The organism is Desulfobaculum sp., assembly GCF_054921475.1.
Window position 1 is genome coordinate 1 of the sequence record NZ_JBUDSW010000278.1, and the last position, 4327, is coordinate 4327.

A 4327-nucleotide genomic window follows, 5' to 3' on the forward strand; every position below is an offset into this window, starting at 1 on the left:
GTCGGTCACGCCCACGCGCCGCCCTTCCACGGCAACCACGGCAATGCCGCGGAGCAGGTAGGTCAAAAGGTCCTGCAGGGCCGCAACGTTCGGCTGCTTGCCGCAGACGCCAACCTTGGTGCACGAGCCTTTGGCACGCTGTTCACACTGATAACAAAACATAGGTCCCTCCTTTTCGGGATGGTGGTGGTCGTGTTTGCCTTTCCACACTTTTCTACCCGTACAGGGGAACAGGAACTTTGACCTACGTCAATTGGGCCGAATTCGTTGCGTTTTTTCTTGCGCCGGATGCGGGAAACCAGCCCTGCGGGAGCCGCCGCGCAGGGCACCCAACCGCCCGAAACCCCAGCGCCTGTGCGGGCTGCGGCCGACATGAAACAGTCAGCCCTCTCCCCACTCATCAGGCCGGAAAAAAGCGAAAAAAAAGCGCCGGAGCGGTTGCCCCGGCGCTTTTCTGCGTGATTTTCAGATGCGTTAGCCGTCGTGCACGGGAATGTATTCCCGCACGGCCTCAGCGAGTTCGTCCACGTCCTTTGGCCCCAGTACATAGAACAGGTCCGGGGTTTTCAGACACAGGACGCGCTTTGAGCGCGAAACCACCACGGCTTCACGTCCGGCGGGCAGTGTAAACATGCCGGAGCGGTAGCCGAAGTAGGCCATGCAGCGGTCCTTCTTCATGGGGGCAAGGGTTTCGTCCGTTTCAAGGTCGGTGACAAAGGCGCGGGTCACCTTGTCCAGCGTCACGCTGGCGCGCAAAAACGGCGGGGCCTCAACGAACACACGGCCCTCATCCACCATAACGCGGGTGCGGGACGGGTTGATATAGAGCATGTACCAATACAGCGCAGTGATGGGCACCGCTACAGCCAACAGACAAATGCCGGTCCACATGATGCCGGAGCGGAAGCTCCACACCGTGGCGGCAGTGACGGCGGCGACAAAGACCAGCAACAGGCCGATCACCACACCGCGCATGGGTACGGGAAAAATCTTGGTCATGAAAAATCCTCTTTGTTCACAGTCTTTCCTCGCCCGAAGCAAGCAGCTCCAGACGGTCCGTCTGCTTCAGCGTGATAAAACGCCCGCGGACCTCAATAAGCCCGGCGTCGTTCATCCGCCTCAAAACGCGGGAGAGCGTCTCCTGCGCCGTGCCGAGAAGGCTTGCCAGATGACCCTTGGCTATGTCCAGTTCCAATTGCTCGGCGCCGCCACTGCGTTCGGAAAGATCGAGCAGGTAGGCGGCAAGGCGCTGGGGCGTTTCGCGCAGGGTCAGGTTCTCCAGCTTCACGGTAAAGCGCCGCAACTTCATGGCCATAGCGGCCAGCATATTGAAGGCCACGCCCGCCTCGCGCTCGATGAGCCGGTGCAGGGCCCCGCGCGGGAAATACAGCACCCGCGAAGGACGCGTTGCCTCGGCATTGGCGGGAAAGTCCCCGCCCTCGAACACCGGCACCTCTGCAAAGGGTTCGCCCGGACCATAAATGTGGATAATCTGCTCGCGTCCCTCGGGGGACAGCTTGAAAATCTTCACCTGTCCTTCAAAGACAACATAAAAGCCGTCGGCCCTATCGCCCTCTACGAAGATGGTTGCGCCCTTGGCAAGGCGCGTCTCCACGGCGATATCGGCCACGGCGTCAAGCTGCCCGGATGACAGGCCGCGAAAGAGCGACAGGTCGGCGATGAAGTCCCGCTTGTGCATGGCTACGATGTCCTCCGAGGGGCGTTGTAGCACCAGTTGGGCCGGGGGGCAAAGGGGCGCGCGGCCCCTACTCGCCCGCGCCCTCCTCCCGCACGTGTGTGGTCAGGCCAAAGTCCGCAAGGATGGCATACAAGGCCGGAATAACAAGGAGCACCAACACCGTGGACGCCAACAGGCCAAACACAAGGCTGATGCACAAGGGGATAAGAATCTGCGCCTGTAGGCTGCGCTCCGTCAGCAGTGGCACAAGGCCCATAATGGTCGTCATGGACGTGAGCAGCACGGCCCGGAAGCGCGCCCGGCTGGCCTGCCGCGCCGCATCCACCACATCCATGCCTTGGCGCAGGTGAATCTTGATGAACTCCACCAGCAGGATGGAATCATTCACCACCACGCCCGCAAGGGAGACGAAGCCCATGATGCTGGGCATGGCCAGTTCCTGCCCAAAGAGCAGATGCCCCCACACCACGCCGATAAAGGCCAGCGGAATGGTGGCAATAACCACAAACGGCTCATAATAGCTGCGGAACTGAAACGACAGCAGCACAAAAATGCCAAACACGCCAATGACAAGGGCCTTCATGAGCGACTTGCCCGTCCGCGCCCCTTCGCGCGCCTGCCCTTCCATGGCAATGCGCACGCCGGGGTGACGCTCCAGCATGCCCGGGACAAAGCGCGCCTGCGTATCCGCCACAATCTCGCCCGCGTTGGCGCGCATAAAGTCCACCTCGCCCTGAATGGTCACCGTGCGGCGGGAGTTGATGCGTGCAATGCGCGCCCAGCCGCGCCCCTCGTCAATAACGGCGATGCTCCCCAGCGGGGCCTGCCCGCCGCCGGGCATGGTCACATGAAACGTATCAAGGTCCGCAAAGCTATTCTGGTCCAACTGGTCGAGCTGCACGTTGACCTCGTAGCTCTCCGGCCCGTCCTGAATCTCCAGCGCGTCCACGCCGTAAAATCCGGCCCGAAGCTGGCGGGCGATGTCCGCCGCCGTCACGCCAAGGGCCAGCGCCCCTTCACGCAGGCGCACGCGGACCTCGGGCTTGCCGGGGCGCAGGTCGTCGGACACGTCGTACACGCCGTCATAGCCGCGCAGCCACGTCACAAGCTCATTGGATGCGGATTTCAGTTCGTGCAGGTCGTCGCCCTGCAAACGCATATCAATGGCAAGGCCGCCGGGACCGATGACCGGTTCCTTGTAGGCTATGCTGATGGCGTCCGGCTCCTCGCCGACCTCCTTGCGCCACAGGCGGGAAATCTCATCAATGGTGCCGTCGCGCTCCTCGGCGGAGAGCAGGTCCGCGCTGACGGTGACAAGGTGCGGCCCTACCTCGTGGGAGTCCGCATTGGTGGAGTACTGCACGTTGACGTTTTCGATGAGCTTTTGCCCATCCGGCTGCCGCGGGGCAAGCTGCTGCCCGACGCGGTGCAGGGCCTCCTCCACGCGCCCGGCCACGGCCTCGGTGCGCGAAAGGGGCGTCCCCTGCGGCAGCAGAACCCGCGCCTCCAGCACATCGCCGTCAATCTCCGGGAAGGCGCGCATCTTGAGCCGTCCGCCAGCCAGCATACCGATGGACACCACAAACACCGCCACAACGCACCCCACCCACAGGTAGCGGTAGCGTACAGCCCAGTCCACACTGCGGCCAAGGCGGCGTTCGCGCATGCCCTCAAACCACGCATCAAAGCGCTGGCGGAAGGGGGACCGCTTGTCCTTTTCGTGCCCGTGCAGGGAGTGCGACAGATGCCGGGGCAGAATGCAAAAGGCCTCCACAAGGCTGACGCCAAGGGTGATGATGAGCACCACGGGCATCACCCACAGCACCTTGCCGATATCGCCCCGGATAAGCAGCGCCACGGTGCCAAAGATAAGCACCGTGGTGGTGAACGACGAAAACACGCCCCGCGCCACCTCCACCGTGCCGTCCACGGCGGCGCGGTAGGCGCTTTTGCCGCTGCGCAGGTGCGAGGCGACGTTCTCGGAAATAACAATGGCGTCGTCCATAAGCAGACCAATGGCCATCAGCAGGCCCACCATGGAGATCATATTCAGCGACAGCCCCAGCCCATCCAGCACAAAGGCCGCGCCCATAAATGACACGGGCAGTCCCATGGCCACCCAAAAGGAAAAGCGGAACGTAAAGAACAGCCACATGGTCAAAAACACCAGCACAAGGCCCTGCACGCCGTTGCTCACCAGCATCTGGAGCCTATCGCGCACGATTTTGGAGACATTGCGCGTGAGGGTGTATTCCACAGTGGGCGGGGCCTCGCGGCGTTCGCGGTCCACAAAGGCCTGCACCGCGTCCATAATGCGCAGGGAGTCCTCGTCCTTGGTCTTGCTGACCATGAGCAGGCCAGCACGCTGGCCGTTGAACAGAATCTTCTGCTCGTCCAGCTCAAAGCGGTCCGTAATGCGGGCGATGTCGCCAAGGCGAATCTCCGCCCCGGTGGTGCCCGAGACCACGGTCAGGTCCTCGTACTCGCGCACGCTGCGCCGCTCATCGTCAAAGCGCACAAGGATGTCCGCGTCGCGCGTTTCCACGCTTCCTGCGGGCAGGTCCACGCTCTGCGCGGCAATGCGGTCCGCAATGTCCGAGACGCTCAGCCCGTACTGCATCAGCGTGC

At 62.7% G+C, this 4327-nt stretch carries 3 protein-coding genes and 1 pseudogene; all 4 read right to left on the reverse strand.

The genetic code is table 11. The annotated features are described in order from the left end of the window. Positions 1-162 (reverse strand): annotated as a pseudogene (locus ACY69P_RS14505) (hydroxylamine reductase); the annotation flags it as partial. Between the two features lie 312 nt (positions 163-474). Next, on the reverse strand, positions 475-999 hold the full coding sequence (locus ACY69P_RS14510; RefSeq protein ID WP_459898453.1) for a PH domain-containing protein: 525 nt from the start codon (positions 997-999) through the stop codon (positions 475-477). A 16-nt stretch (positions 1000-1015) separates the two neighbouring features. Next, on the reverse strand, positions 1016-1699 hold the full coding sequence (locus ACY69P_RS14515; protein ID WP_459898451.1) for a Crp/Fnr family transcriptional regulator: 684 nt from the start codon (positions 1697-1699) through the stop codon (positions 1016-1018). A gap of 67 nt (positions 1700-1766) precedes the next feature. Continuing rightward, on the reverse strand, positions 1767-4327 hold a 2561-nt coding region (locus ACY69P_RS14520), incomplete at its 5' end, for an efflux RND transporter permease subunit (protein ID WP_462327987.1).